This is a genomic window from Microbacterium sp. 10M-3C3, assembly GCF_003931875.1.
Classification (GTDB): Bacteria; Actinomycetota; Actinomycetes; order Actinomycetales; family Microbacteriaceae; genus Microbacterium.
Genome location: NZ_CP034245.1, coordinates 1,521,048 through 1,533,552, shown reverse-complemented (window position 1 = coordinate 1,533,552; position 12,505 = coordinate 1,521,048). Strand labels below are relative to the sequence as shown.

12 protein-coding genes, 1 tRNA gene and 1 pseudogene are annotated in these 12,505 nt (G+C 71.6%); 7 read left to right on the top strand and 7 right to left on the bottom strand.

Annotation, left to right across the window (positions count from 1 at the left end):
* The first annotated feature begins 86 nt into the window (after positions 1-86).
* The 4 genes from EI169_RS07325 to EI169_RS07310 all read left to right on the top strand — a co-directional run bounded on the left by EI169_RS07325 (position 87) and on the right by EI169_RS07310 (position 2,616).
* Complete coding sequence (locus tag EI169_RS07325; protein ID WP_205783896.1) at positions 87-1,040, top strand: COX15/CtaA family protein; 954 nt, start codon at positions 87-89, stop codon at positions 1,038-1,040.
* A gap of 99 nt (positions 1,041-1,139) precedes the next feature.
* On the top strand, positions 1,140-1,568 hold the full coding sequence (locus tag EI169_RS07320; protein WP_125131748.1) for a dinucleotide-utilizing enzyme: 429 nt from the start codon (positions 1,140-1,142) through the stop codon (positions 1,566-1,568).
* Between the two features lie 152 nt (positions 1,569-1,720).
* Positions 1,721-1,802, top strand: a tRNA-Leu gene (locus tag EI169_RS07315).
* A gap of 52 nt (positions 1,803-1,854) precedes the next feature.
* On the top strand, positions 1,855-2,616 hold the full coding sequence (locus EI169_RS07310) for a VTT domain-containing protein (RefSeq protein ID WP_240640702.1): 762 nt from the start codon (positions 1,855-1,857) through the stop codon (positions 2,614-2,616).
* 13 nt (positions 2,617-2,629) lie between these two features.
* Here EI169_RS07310 and EI169_RS07305 read toward each other — a convergent pair whose 3' ends face one another.
* Positions 2,630-3,547, bottom strand: coding sequence for a Ku protein (locus EI169_RS07305; RefSeq protein ID WP_125131746.1), 918 nt, complete (start codon positions 3,545-3,547; stop codon positions 2,630-2,632).
* Positions 3,548-3,625: 78 nt separating this feature from the next.
* Between EI169_RS07305 and EI169_RS07300 the strand changes: the two genes are divergently transcribed.
* Complete coding sequence (locus EI169_RS07300; RefSeq protein ID WP_125131745.1) at positions 3,626-6,127, top strand: ATP-dependent DNA ligase; 2,502 nt, start codon at positions 3,626-3,628, stop codon at positions 6,125-6,127.
* A 13-nt stretch (positions 6,128-6,140) separates the two neighbouring features.
* On the opposite strand, the pseudogene EI169_RS07295 reads toward EI169_RS07300, so the two are convergent.
* Both EI169_RS07295 and EI169_RS07290 read right to left on the bottom strand, forming a co-directional pair.
* Positions 6,141-7,055: pseudogene (locus EI169_RS07295) on the bottom strand (cation diffusion facilitator family transporter).
* A gap of 167 nt (positions 7,056-7,222) precedes the next feature.
* Entirely contained in the window at positions 7,223-7,708 is a 486-nt protein-coding gene (locus tag EI169_RS07290; protein ID WP_164515462.1) for a MarR family transcriptional regulator, read from the bottom strand.
* 72 nt (positions 7,709-7,780) lie between these two features.
* Here EI169_RS07290 and EI169_RS07285 point away from each other — a divergent pair, with 72 nt between their 5' ends.
* Positions 7,781-8,584 carry a hypothetical protein gene (locus tag EI169_RS07285; RefSeq protein WP_125131743.1) on the top strand — a complete coding sequence of 268 codons (804 nt, stop codon included), beginning with the start codon at positions 7,781-7,783 and terminating at the stop codon, positions 8,582-8,584.
* Between the two features lie 48 nt (positions 8,585-8,632).
* On the opposite strand, the gene rdgB is transcribed toward EI169_RS07285, so the two are convergent.
* The 3 genes from rdgB to murI are packed head-to-tail and all read right to left on the bottom strand — an operon-like array spanning position 8,633 to position 10,823.
* Positions 8,633-9,229 (bottom strand): RdgB/HAM1 family non-canonical purine NTP pyrophosphatase, encoded by a 597-nt coding sequence (rdgB, locus tag EI169_RS07280; protein WP_125131742.1) that lies wholly within the window; start codon positions 9,227-9,229, stop codon positions 8,633-8,635.
* Between the two features lies 1 nt (position 9,230).
* Positions 9,231-9,965, bottom strand: a complete 735-nt coding sequence (rph, locus tag EI169_RS07275) for a ribonuclease PH (protein ID WP_125131741.1) — start codon at positions 9,963-9,965, stop codon at positions 9,231-9,233.
* A gap of 21 nt (positions 9,966-9,986) precedes the next feature.
* Positions 9,987-10,823, bottom strand: a complete 837-nt coding sequence (murI, locus tag EI169_RS07270; RefSeq protein ID WP_125131740.1) for a glutamate racemase — start codon at positions 10,821-10,823, stop codon at positions 9,987-9,989.
* A gap of 67 nt (positions 10,824-10,890) precedes the next feature.
* Here murI and EI169_RS07265 point away from each other — a divergent pair, with 67 nt between their 5' ends.
* The gene (locus EI169_RS07265) at positions 10,891-12,216 is read left to right on the top strand and encodes a nicotinate phosphoribosyltransferase (RefSeq protein ID WP_125131739.1); all 1,326 of its coding nucleotides are present in this window, start codon (positions 10,891-10,893) and stop codon (positions 12,214-12,216) included.
* 6 nt (positions 12,217-12,222) lie between these two features.
* On the opposite strand, the gene EI169_RS07260 is transcribed toward EI169_RS07265, so the two are convergent.
* Positions 12,223-12,489 carry a DUF3039 domain-containing protein gene (locus tag EI169_RS07260; protein WP_125131738.1) on the bottom strand — a complete coding sequence of 89 codons (267 nt, stop codon included), beginning with the start codon at positions 12,487-12,489 and terminating at the stop codon, positions 12,223-12,225.
* Between the last annotated feature and the right edge of the window lie 16 nt (positions 12,490-12,505).

Sequence of the window (12,505 nt, the reverse complement as noted above, 5' to 3'; positions counted from 1 at the left end):
CCTCGATTCTACAGGTTCCCGCCGCGCACCGGACGGCCGCCGACCCGACGGCCCCGCCCCCGCGGCGCCCCAGGAGGCACCCGACGATGTCCGTACAGACCCCGTCCCCCGTCCGACCGGGACCCGTGCGGCGACTCGGCGAATGGCTGCCCGCCTCGGTCGACCGACGCGTCGTGGCGGCGGCCTGGGCGACGCTCGTCGTGCAGATCGCGATCGTCGGCACCGGCGGCCTGGTGCGGCTCACAGGCTCGGGGCTGGGCTGCCCGACGTGGCCGCGCTGCACGCCCGAGTCGTTCGTGGCGACCCCCGAGATGGGCATCCACGGGGTCATCGAGTTCGGCAACCGGCTCCTCACGTTCGTGCTCGTCGCCGTCGCGATCGCGACCTTCCTACTGGTGTTCCGGATGCGGCGGCAGCGCCGCGACCTGTTCTGGCTGGCACTCGCGATCGGCCTGTACGTGCCGCTGCAGGCGATCATCGGCGGCATCACGGTCCTCACGAACCTCAACCCGTACGTGGTGGGCCTGCACTACTTCGCCTCCGTCGTGCTCGTCGCCCTGTCCGCGGTGTTCGTCGCCCGTGTGTACGCGGTGCCCGGGCCGCGCGCACGCGCCGTCCCGGCGTGGTTCGCCGCGCTCGCGCACGTCACGAGCGCCGTGGTGATCGTCACCGTCGTCGTCGGCATCCTCGTCACGGGCTCGGGTCCGCACGCCGGCGACGGCGGCGCGGTGCGCAACGGCCTGGACCCCGAGTTCATGCAGCACGTGCACTCGTGGCCGGCGTACGCGCTCCTGGCGGCCACCGTGGTGCTGCTCGCGGGCTCGTGGCGCACACCGCCCGGGCTGCGCCTGCGCCTGTGGGTCGGCCTCCTGCTCGCCGTCGAGGTCGCCCAGATCGTCGTCGGCCTGTGGCAGGCGCGCACGGGGCTCCCGATCCTCCTGGTGAACATCCACATGGTGCTCGCGGTGTCGCTGGTCGCGGCCATGACAGCCGTCGTCACGCATCTCAAGGCCCCTGCGCCGGTGCGCGGGGACTCATAGGCTCTTCATCGTCGACACCGAGGATTCGTCCGGAACGCTCCGGAACACTGGCTCTCCGGTGCCGTCCGCACCGCCCGCTATCCGAGGAGTTTCCCCGTCATGACCGCACGTCCCCTCACCCGCAGCATCCCGTTCTGGATCCTTCTCATCAGTTCCCTGGTCGTGACGGGCGTCGGCGCGTGGCTCACCTTCGACCGGCTGTCGCGCATCGAGACCGCCATCACGACCCCGTCGGCCGACTCGAACGTCGAGGTGTTCGTGGGGCAGCCGGCTGCGACGATCGGCGGCGTCCTCCTCTCGGTCGGTGTGCTCGGGCTGCTGCTCTCCCTCGCGGTCGCCGCGATCGCGTCGGTCCTCCCCCGCCCTGCGGCGCCCACTGTCGCGGACGACGAGGTCGACACGGTCGGATCCACCGACCCGGTGGTCGCCCCCGTCACCGCCACCGACGCCACCGAGCCGGTCATCGCCGAGGACCCCGACATCGAGACCCCTTCCAGCGCGACCCCGCCGCCCGCCGCGCAGCGGTGACACACGCCCGATGAACGCGATTCGCGTCGAGGAACGCCGCCGTGCGGCGTTTCCCGGCGCGAATCGCGTGTGTGCTCCGGAGAACCGGCCGCCGCTCCGGGGGGTATCCGGAGGGTGGCGGCGGAGTGCCCTCGCCTAGACTGATCGCACCCGCGGGAGTGGTGGAATTGGCAGACACGCAGGATTTAGGTTCCTGTGCCTCCGGGCGTGTGGGTTCAAGTCCCACCTTCCGCACGGCATGGCCTGTGCGCCTGCTTTCACCGCCGACCGACCCGACGGGACCCTCGTGATCACCCACGCCGCACTGCTCCCCTGGCTGGACCCCGCCACGATCATCACCAACTCGCAGCCGTGGGCACTGCTCGTGGTCTGCGGCATCATCTTCGCCGAGACCGGTCTGCTCATCGGGTTCCTGCTGCCCGGCGACACCCTGCTGATCATGGCCGGCCTGCTCTCGCACCACACCGCGGCGGCTCCCAACGGCGTCTTCGGCATCAACGCCTGGTTCGTCGCTCTGCTGATCGGCTTCGCCGCATTCCTCGGCGGCGAGGTCGGGTACTTCATCGGGCACAAGAGCGGGCCGGCGATCTTCGAACGCAAAGAGTCCGGCATTTTCAGCCGCAAGAACGTCGAGCGCACGAACGCATTCTTCGAGCGGTTCGGTGCCCTGACGATCATCCTCGCGCGCTTCGTGCCGGTCGTCCGCACCTTCGCGCCGATCGCCGCCGGCGTGGGTCACATGCCGTGGAAGAAGTACTCGCTCTACAACCTCATCGGCGCGATCATCTGGGGCATCGGTCTGACGATGATCGGCTACTTGATCGGCTACATCCCGCCGATCCGCGACTTCGTCACCAACTACATCGACGTGATCCTCCTCGCCGCGGTCGCTGGCACGGCGGGGTTCGTCGCGTTCCACTACTTCCGCGAGCGTGCGGCCGCGAAGAAGGCCGCCGTCGCAGGCGATGCCGACACCGACGCGGTCGAGGCGCAGTCGCTCGCGCTCGACCCGAAGACCTTCGAGCAGCACCACCGCCCCGAGCACTGAGCCCGGGCGGCCGCTACGACGCCTTCGCCGTCTTCCTCCGGGCGGCCGGCTTCTTCGCGGCCGGCTCCTTCTTGGCGGGTGGCGCCTTCGTGCCGGCCGGCTCCTTCTTCGCGCCGCCGCCGGCACCGCCGGTGCCCGCGCGTGCGGCACGGCTGCGCTCGACGCTGGCGCGCAGCGCCGCCATGAGGTCGATGACCTCGCCGCCGTCGTCCTCGTCCTCCTTCTCGCCGAAGGTGGCCGCGGTGTCGAGGGCGTCGCCCTGTTCGAGCTTGGCGTCGATGAGCGTGCGCAGCTCGGCCTGGTACTCGTCCGTGAACTCCTCCGGGTCGAAATCCTTCGCGAAGCTGTCCACGAGGGCCGCCGACATCTCCAGCTCCTTGGCGGAGATGCGCACCGACTCGTCGAGCGCCGGGAACGACGCCTCGCGCACCTCGTCGGCCCACAGCAGCGTCTGCAGCACGAGCACGTCGCCGCGCACACGCAGCGCCGCGAGGCGCGTCTTCTGCCGCAGGGAGAACCGCACGATCGCGGTGCGATCGGTCTGCTCCAGCGTGCGCCGCAGCAGCACGTACGCCTTGGGCGAGGCGGAGTCCGGCTCGAGGTAGTACGCCTTGTCGAAGGTCAGCGGGTCGACCTGCTCGCTCGGAACGAACTCCACGACGTCGATCTCGCGGCTCTTCTCCGACGGCAGCGCGTCGAAGTCTGCCTTCGTCAGCACGACCGTCTGCTCGCCGTCGTCGTACGCGCGGTCGATGTCCTGGTACGGCACGACCTCGCCGTCGAGCTCGCAGATCCGCTGGTACCGGATGCGCCCGCCGTCCTTGTTGTGCACCTGGTGCAGCGGGACGTCGTGGTCCTCGGTGGCGGAGTACACCTTCACGGGCACGTTCACGAGCCCGAACGTGAGCGCGCCCTTCCAGATCGACCTCATGTTTCCAGTGAACACCGGTCACACGCGTCACGCCTACCCCCTTGCATCCGATTCCGACGCCGCGGATACGGTGGTGCCATGGTGGGTGAGCAGACGGTGCGCATCGACGGCCACCGCCTGCGCCTGACCAACCTCGACAAGGTGCTCTACCCCGAGACGGGCACCACCAAGGGCGAGGTGATCGATTACTACACGCGCGTGGCATCCGTGCTCATCCCGCACGCCACCGGACGCCCGGTGACCCGCAAGCGCTGGCCCGACGGCGTCGGCACGGCGGAGGACCCCGGAATGGCGTTCTTCGCGAAGGACCTCGAGCCCGGCGCGCCGGACTGGGTGCCGCGGCGACCGATCCCGCACTCGTCGGGCCCCAAGGACTACCCCCTCGTCGGCGACCGCGCGACCCTCGTCTACCTCGCGCAGGTCGCGAGCCTCGAGCTGCACGTACCGCAGTGGCGGTTCGACGCCGACGGCGATCGGGGCGCTCCCGACCGGCTCGTGCTCGACCTCGATCCCGGACCCGGCGTCGGCCTCGCCGAGTGCGCCGATGTCGCCCGACGCGCACGCGCGATCCTCTCCGACATGGGCATGGAGCCCGTCCCGGTCACGAGCGGCAGCAAGGGCATCCACCTGTACGCGCCGCTGCCGGGCGACCAGTCCAGCGACGCGATCACCGCCTTCGCGAAGGAGCTCGCCCGCGCGATCGAGGCGGATGACCCCGGCCTCGTCGTCAGTCAGATGTCCAAGGCCGTCCGGCCGGGCAGGGTCTTCATCGACTGGAGCCAGAACAACGGCTCGAAGACGACCATCGCGCCCTACTCGCTTCGCGGTCGCCCGCATCCCACGGTGGCCGCGCCCCGGACGTGGGACGAGCTCGACGACCCGGGCCTGCGCCATCTCCTCTTCGACGAGGTGATCGAGCGCGTCGCCGCGATGGGAGACCCGATGGCGTCGCTCGGCTTCCACGCAGGCGCGCGCGCGGCCGCCGACGGACCGCTGAGCGTCTACATCGCCAAGCGCACCGCGGGGCGGACGCCCGAGCCCGTGCCCGACAACGCGCTCGGCGCCGCCGCATCCGAGGGCCTCCCCCGCTTCGTCATCCAGGAGCACCACGCCTCGCGCCTGCACTGGGATCTGCGGCTCGAGCGCGACGGCGTGCTCGCGAGCTGGGCGGTGCCTCGCGGGATCCCGGCCACGACGGCGCGCAACAACCTCGCCGTGCAGACCGAGGACCACCCCATGATGTACGCCGACTTCGCCGGCGAGATCCCCGCCGGCCAATACGGCGCGGGCATCATGACGATCTGGGACGAGGGCCGCTACGAGCTGGAGAAGTGGCGCGACGACGAGATCATCTTCACCCTCGAGGGGCGGCCCGGCGGGCCGCTCGGCCGCGTGCGTCTCGCTCTCATCCGCACCGACGGCAGCGGCGAGAAGTCGACGTGGCTGCTGCACCGCATGAAGACGGATGCGGCGGGCCGGCCGCAGCACGACGGCGCTCCCGTCGTGCCGCTCGACCACGGGTCCGCAGCCGGCGCGTCTTCCGCGACGACGCGCACCGCGGCGCCGCCCCGCGAGGCCGTGCGGATGCAGGACCGCGCCGCGACCGCGAGCCCGCAGGCGATGCTCGCCACCGCCGCGACGCCCGCGCTCGCGCGCGCGGCCGCAGCCCGCTGGGGGCGCGCGTGGGCGGAGGGCAAATGGGACGGCATCCGGGCGCTCGCGACGTGGGACGGCGAGCGGATGCGGCTCACGTCGCGCCGCGCCAACGACCTCACCGCGACTTACCCCGAGCTGACAGCCGTCGATCTCGGCCTCGGGGCGGAGCCGGCCGTCCTCGACGGCGAGATCGTCGCGCTGGACGCGTCCGGGCGGCCGAGCTTCCCCCTGCTGCAGACCCGCATGAACCTCGTGCACGCGCGCGAGATCGACCGCGAGGCGCGACGGACGCCGGTGCAGCTCTACCTGTTCGACATCCTGCGCGACGGGGCGGAGGACCTCGCGGCCCTGCCGCTCTCCGAGCGGCGCGCGCACCTCGAGCGGCGCGCTGGCGCCGCATCCGCTCCCCTCGTCGTGCCGCCCGTCTTCGACGACGTCGACACCGCGCTCGAGGTCAGCCGCTCGCTCGGGCTGGAGGGCGTCGTCGTGAAGGACCCTGGGGGCGCCTATCGGTCGGGGGCGCGCAGCGACCAGTGGCTCAAGGTCAAGTTCACGCACACGCAGGAGGTCGTGATCGGCGGCATCCGTCCCGGCAAGGGCGGCCGCACCGGCGAGATCGGCTCCCTGCTGGTCGGGTGGCGCACCGACGACGGCCTCCATTACGCCGGGCGCGTGGGCAGCGGCTTCTCGGAGGCGGCTCTCGCGACGCTCGACCGGCGGCTGCGGCCGCTGCGCACCGACGACGCCCCGTTCGTGGACGTCCCGCGCGCCGACGCGTCGGATGCGCTGTGGGTACGCCCCGAGCTCGTCGGCGAGGTCGAGTTCGGAGAGGTCACGCCGGCCGGCATCCTGCGGCACGCGCGCTGGCGCGGCCTGCGCCCCGACAAGGACGCGGGCGACGTCGTCCGCGAGGGCGGTCCCTGAGCCTGCCGAAGGGCTAGGCGTGGCGGGCGTCGTCGTGCTCGACGTGTCCGGCCGGTTCGAGCTGGAAGGTCGAGTGCTCCACGTCGAAGTGCTGCGACAGGCAGTTCTGGAGCGACGCCAGGATGCGCGCCGTGCTCCCGTCGCGCAGCGCCTCGTCGTCCACGACGACGTGCGCGCTGAAGACCGGCGCGCCGCGCGTGAGCTGCCACACGTGCACGTCGTGCACGGCGACGACGCCGGGGGTCTCGAGGATGTGGTCGCGGATCTCCGCGACGTGCATGCCGGCCGGCGCGGATTCGCCGAGCACGGAGGCGACCTCCCGCAGCAGCCCGATGGCGCGCGGGACGATCATCGCGGCGATGAGCAGCGACGCGATCGCGTCGGCCGGCGCCCAGCCCGTCGCGACGATGATGATCGCCGCGATGATCACCGCGGCCGACCCCAGCAGGTCGCCGAGCACTTCGAGGTACGCGCCGCGGACGTTGATGCTCGTGCGCTGCGCGGCGCTCAGCAGCCACATCGACACGGCGTTCGCGACGAGCCCGACGGCCGCGACCGCGAGCATGAGGCCTCCGGCGACCTCCGCCTCGCCGGGGTTCAGCAGCCGCATCACGCCTTCGAAGGCCACCCAGCCGGCGAGCACGATGAGGATGACGCCGTTGATCAGCGCGCCGAAGACCTCCGCCCGCTGATACCCGAACGTCCGGCGGTCGTTCGCCGGGCGGGCCGCGACGGCGCTTGCGATGAGGGCGATGACCAGCGCGGCCGCATCCGTGAACATGTGCGCCGCATCCGCGAGCAGCGCGAGCGAGCCCGACAGCGCGGCGCCGACGATCTACACGACCAGCACGACGGTCGTGATCGCGAGCGACGTCGCGAGCAGCCGGCGGTTGCTCGCGCTGCGGACGCCGGGCGCGTGATCGTGCATGTGTCCAGGCTAGAACCGCGCCGACGCCGACCGCCGCAGGCGCGGCAACTCGGGAACGGTAACGATTCCCACGAGCGCGTCTCGTCCGCAGTCTCCGCCGTCCGCCGGCAACACGAGGACAGACCCGGCTCACCGCATCGACCCACGGGGGACGTCGTGCCGAGGGCTCATTCCCCGCGGTCGGCCTGAGCACCCATGAGGGTGGCCATCCCGCTCAGATAGCGATGGACGGTCTGCAGCTCCTCGAGGGAGAAATCCTGCGCGTGAGCGTCCGCCATGCGCGAGAGGGGAGCGAAGAAGTCCTCTGCCACCTCACGAGCCCGGGCCCCGTATCTCAGGGTCACGCGACGGAGGTCTCCACCCTCACGCTGGCGGATGACGTGCCCTGCCGCGACGAGCTTGTTGATGACGTTCGTGGTGGCGGGGGGACTCAGGCGGATGCGTCGAGCGAGGGCCGTCGGCGTGATCGCCTCGCCCCCGATCTCGGCGATCATGACCACCATCAAGGCGTCGAACTCCCGCTCACTCAGCGCGTGCTGCCGTGCGAAGGAGTGAGCCACGCGACGACTCTCCGAGAACAGGAGCTGCTGATCGACCGTCAACGCCGACAGCAGGTGCTCCCTCGCGTCCTCCTGACTCGTCGCGTCGCCCACGCGCACGACGATACACCTTGGAAATATTCCATTTTGGAAGTACATTGGCGTGATCTCGGGAAAGGCGTTCACATGCCCAGGTTCGACAGGTTCACAGCAGGGCGTGGGGCACTGCTGTTCTTCGCGGTGGGGCAGCCCGTCACCATCGCCATCTCGACGCTCGTGGGCTCGGACTTCAGCCGCGACGACCCGACCGGTCCCCTCCTCGTGCCGTGGGGACCAGCCTTCGCGATCTGGGGCCTCATCGTGACGCTCACGGGCGTCTACGCGGTGTGGCAGGCGGTGGCGACAGTCGATCCCCGCGGACGTGGCGCCGTCGCCGGACCGCTCGCGGTGACAGCCGCCGGCTTCTGCGCGTGGATCGCTTCCGCATCCGTCCCCGCACTCACCGTGCTCACCCTCCCGATCTTCGTCCTCATGGGTGCGGGACTTCTCCTTGCGGTGCGCGCGACCCGCCGGGCGTCGCGGGCAACCTGGCCGCGGTGGGTGCGAGGTGTGTTGTGGACGGCCCTCGGGACGCACCTCGGCTGGACAGCGATCGCCGTGTGGCTGAACGCTTCCACCGTGCTTGTCGACGCCGGCGCACCCGTTCGCGGCGCGTGGGGCTTCACGTGGCAGCTGTCCCTCGCGGCGGCAGCCGCCGGAGCCGCGGCACTCGTGCTGTTCTCCGTGTCCCGAACATCCACGCCGCTCACTCTGATCTTCGGGGCGACCACCGTTTATGCCCTCGTCTTCGCTGCGGTGGGTGCCCTGACCCGGAACGCCCCCCTGCCCTCGCTTGTGGCCGCGGCCCTCGCCGTCGTCCTCGCCGCTTCGACGGCGCTCATCGCGGCTGCCCGCCGCGGTCAGACGGCCAGTCGGTTCGCACGTCGCTGACGAGCGTCGCGGATACGACGCCGGGACGAGGGAGTCGGACCCCGAGGCTCAGAGCGTGCGCAGGAGCGGCAGCAGCGCCGCGAACGCGCGCGCCCGATGCGACTGGGCGTTCTTCTCCGCAGCGCTCCACTCCCCCACCGTGCGCTCGGCTCCGGGCTCCTGAGCGTCCGGGATGAACACGGGGTCGTAGCCGAACCCGCCAGCCCCGGATGCGGCGGCGGCGAGGCGCCCGGGCCAGCGGCCCTCGACGGTGGCCTCGCTGCCGTCGGGACGCACGAGCGCGATGACCGAGACGAACTGCGCGGTACGGTGCGGGTCGGCGACGTCGGCGAGCTGATCGAGCAGGAGCTCGCGGTTCGCCACGGCGTCCTTCGCGTGCCCGGCCCAGTACGCCGAGAACACGCCGGGCGCCCCACCGAGCACGTCGACGCAGATTCCCGAGTCGTCCGCGAGGGCCGTCAGCCCGGTGTGCGCGGCCGCCGCCCGTGCCTTGATGAGAGCATTCGCCGCGAACGTCACACCGTCTTCAACCGGCTCCGGGCCGTCGTACCCGACGACCTCGAGGTCATCGCGCACGCCGGCGACGAGCGCCTGGAACTCCTCGACCTTGTGCGGGTTGTGCGTCGCGAGGACGATGCGCGGCACGTCAGCCCGCCAGCGCCGCAGCCTGCGCGTCGCGGAGCTCGCCGCATCCGGCGACGCCCAGTTCCAGCAGGCGATCGAGCTCCGCCTTGTCGAACGGCGCGCCCTCGGCGGTGCCCTGCACCTCGACGAACAGGCCGCGACCGGTGACCACGACGTTCATGTCGGTCTCGGCGCGCACGTCCTCGACGTACGCGAGGTCGAGAAGCGGCGTGCCGTCGACGATGCCGACGGAGACGGCCGAGACGGAGTCGAAGAGCACGTCGGAGCGCTGTGCGATGAACTTGCGCTCCTTGCCCCACGCGATCGCGTCGGCCAGCGCGACATACGCGCCGGTGATCGCGGCCGTGCGCGTGCCGCCGTCGGCCTGCAGCACGTCGCAGTCGATGACGATCGTGTTCTCGCCGAGGGCCTTCGTGTCGACCACCGCCCGCAGCGCCCGTCCGATCAGCCGCGAGATCTCGTGCGTGCGTCCGCCGATCCTGCCCTTGACGCTCTCGCGGTCGTTGCGGCTGTTGGTCGCGCGCGGAAGCATCGCGTACTCGGCCGTGACCCACCCCTTGCCCTTGCCGGTCAGCCAGCGCGGCACGCCGTTCGTGAACGACGCGGTGCACAGCACCCGCGTGTCGCCGAAGCTGATGAGCGCCGAGCCCTCGGCCTGACGCGACCAGCCGCGCTCGATCGTGACGGGGCGCAGCTGGTCGACGGCGCGGCCGTCGGCGCGCGGGGAGTCGGTCATGGTTCTCCTCGGGTCGGGGGTTCAGAGCAAGCCGGATGCGGCCCGCGGAAGATCGATCGCGCCCGTCTGCACGAGCTGCACGTCGCGGACCTCGCGGCCCATGAGGCGATGCGCCAGGCGGACGAACTCGTCGGCCGAGTCGCCGGTGGCCTCGTACACGTGCCGGGCGACGGCGTCCGGGCCGGCGAGCAGATCGCGGCTCACGAGCTGGCGGTAGACGTCTTTCGCCGTCTCGGTGTCGCTCGAGACGAGGCTGACGTCCGGGCCCATGACGTAGCTGATCGCGCCCTCGAGGAAGGGGTAGTGCGTGCAGCCGAGCACGAGCGTGTCGACGCCCGCGTGCCGCAGCGGGGCGAGGTACTCCTCCGCGACCGCGAGCACCTCGGGCGAATCCGTGACACCGGCCTCGACGAACTCCACGAACCGCGGGCACGCGTGCGCGTGGACGGTAAGGCGGGCGTTGACCTCGAGCATGTCCTGATACGCGCCCGACCCGATCGTCCCGGCCGTGCCGATGACGCCGATGCGGCCGTTGCGCGTCGTGGACATCGCCGTGCGCACGGCGGGGCCGATCACCTCGACGACAGGCACGTCGTAGCGCTCGCGCGCGTCGCGGAGCATCGCCGCCGACGCGGTGTTGCACGCGATGACGAGCATCTTCACGCCCTGCCCGACGAGCGAGTCGAGTACCTCGAGCGCGTATCGGCGCACGTCGGCGATCGGCTTGGGTCCGTAGGGCGAGCGCGCGGTGTCACCGACGTAGAGGATCGACTCGCGCGGCAGGAGAGAGGAGACCGCCCGGGCCACCGTGAGCCCGCCGACGCCGGAGTCGAAGATTCCGATCGGCGCGTCATTCACGACATCCCACCCTACCCGCGCCGAGGTCGCGTGCAGCCCGCCCGACGCGCGCTTGTAGGGTGAGCGCATGAGCGCGAGCACCGCCCTGCACACGGACCGGTACGAGCTGACGATGCTGGATGCGGCGCTGCGCGACGGCACCGCGACGCGTCGCTGCGTGTTCGAGGTGTTCGCGCGGCGCCTGCCCGGAGGTCGCCGCTTCGGCGTCGTCGCGGGCACGGGGCGCCTCCTCTCCCTCATCCGCGACTTCCGCTTCGGCGATGACGAGCTGCGGTTCCTGCGCGACGAGAAGGTCGTCGATGCGGCGACCGTCGCGTGGCTCGCCGACTACCGGTTCGCCGGCTCCATCTCGGGCTACCGCGAGGGCGAGCTCTACTTCCCGGGCTCGCCGCTGTTCACCGTCGAGGGGACGTTCGCCGAGGCCGTCATCCTCGAGACGCTCGTGCTGTCGGTGCTCAACCACGACTCCGCGATCGCGACCGCGGCGGCGCGCATGTCGGTCGCCGCCGGAGACCGACCGCTCGCCGAGATGGGGTCCCGCCGCGCCGGCGAGGACTCCGCCGTCGCCGCGGCCCGCGCCGCGTACATCGCGGGCTTCGGCGCGACGAGCAACCTCGAGGCGGGTCGCCGGTGGGGCATCCCGACGATGGGCACCGCCGCCCACGCCTGGACGCTGCTGCACGACAGCGAAGAGGACGCCTTCCGCTCCCAGGTCGCCGCGCTCGGCGCCGGCACGACGCTGCTCGTCGACACCTACGACATCCGCCGCGGCGTCGAGACGGCGGTGCGGGCGGCGGGAACGTCGCTCGGCGGCGTGCGACTGGACTCGGGCGACCTCCCCACCGTCGCAGCGGATGTGCGCGCACAGCTCGACGACCTCGGCGCCACCGGCACCCGGATCACCGTCACGAGCGACCTCGACGAGTTCGCGATCGCCGCGCTCGCGGCCTCCCCGGTCGACGCGTACGGAGTGGGCACGTCGCTCGTCACCGGCTCGGGGAGTCCGACCGCCGGCATGGTCTACAAGCTCGTCGCGCGCCAGGACGCGGCCGGACGCTGGGTCGGCGTCGCGAAGGCGTCCACCGACAAGGCGTCGAAGGGTGGCCGGAAGGCCGCGTTCCGCGAGCGCGAGGACGGCGTCGCCACCCGGGAGCTCGTGATGGTCTCCGACGGGTTCGATGAGCTCGACACCGCCACGGAGCATCCGACGGCGCGCGCGTTGCAGGTTCCGCTCGTCGTCTCCGGCGACGCGGACACGTCGGCGGAGGGGCCGGCCGGCGTCGAGGCGGCACGCGCCCATCACGCGCGCGTGCGCGAGGAGCTCCCGGTGCGGGCTCTGGCGCTCAGCCGGTCGGAGCCGGCGATCCCCACGGTCTTCGTCGACGTGGCGTGAGCGCCGTCAGCTCTGCAGCGACTCGTAGATCTCCTTGCACGTCGGGCACACCGGGAACTTCTCCGGATCGCGCCCCGGCGTCCACTTCTTGCCGCAGAGTGCGCGCACCGGCTTGCCGGTCAGCGCGGACTCGAGGATCTTGTCCTTCTTCACGTAGTGCGAGAAGCGCTCATGGTCGCCCGGCTCGACGTTCTCCTCGCGGATGAGCTCCTCGAGCTCGCGGTCGAGGGTGGCGATGCCGCCCTGGTCGGGCTGGTCGATGGGCGTGCTCATGGTGAGCCAGTTTAGC